Annotated in this window: 1 protein-coding gene; it reads right to left on the bottom strand. The window is 42.2% G+C overall.

Annotated elements, in window-relative coordinates:
• Nucleotides 1-317: 317 nt before the first annotated feature.
• The coding region (locus R7093_RS27450) for a transaldolase family protein (protein WP_411913264.1) at nt 318-548 on the bottom strand (231 nt) is incomplete at its 5' end.

Below are 548 nucleotides of genomic sequence, written 5' to 3'. Positions count from 1 at the left end.
AGGTTCGCTGATTATAAATGAACAGTGTTCATTTCCAATAGATAAAATTAATAATTACCGACTTATTGATGCGTTGAGATTGTGAGTTTGTCGGCTTGAAGCAAAATTTTTTGCTTGTGGAACGAGCGTTTTTCGTCAGTAGTGATGTTACGAATAGAGTAGTTTGCGTGAAGGTTGAGGCGAGATTAGTGGGGTGGGAATCTCTTCGTAAGCCGCATCTATAAACAGTTGCCTGCGCGAATGTTACTTTTTCTCAGAGATTCCCATATCAAAAGCCCCTCGATCGAGGAGGAATGGGACTTTCGATAATTTTATGCTTAACTTTCAAATGAAAGTTTGTTGCCAAACGCGGATTTCCAGTCTTTATCAAATTGATCGACAGCCGGCTGAACTGCTGGATGAGAAAACATCTGCGCGGCCACATCGACAGGCAAGGTGATCGCTTCAATGCCTAACTTCATCACTTCCATCGCTTGTTGGGTATTCTTAAAACTCGCTGCCAAAATTTTTGCAGGCAGTTGGTTTTGATCCAGTAGCAATTGCAGGTC

It is taken from the genome of Vibrio sp. 1580, assembly GCF_033340055.1.
This window is presented reverse-complemented; position numbering and strand designations above follow the sequence as displayed.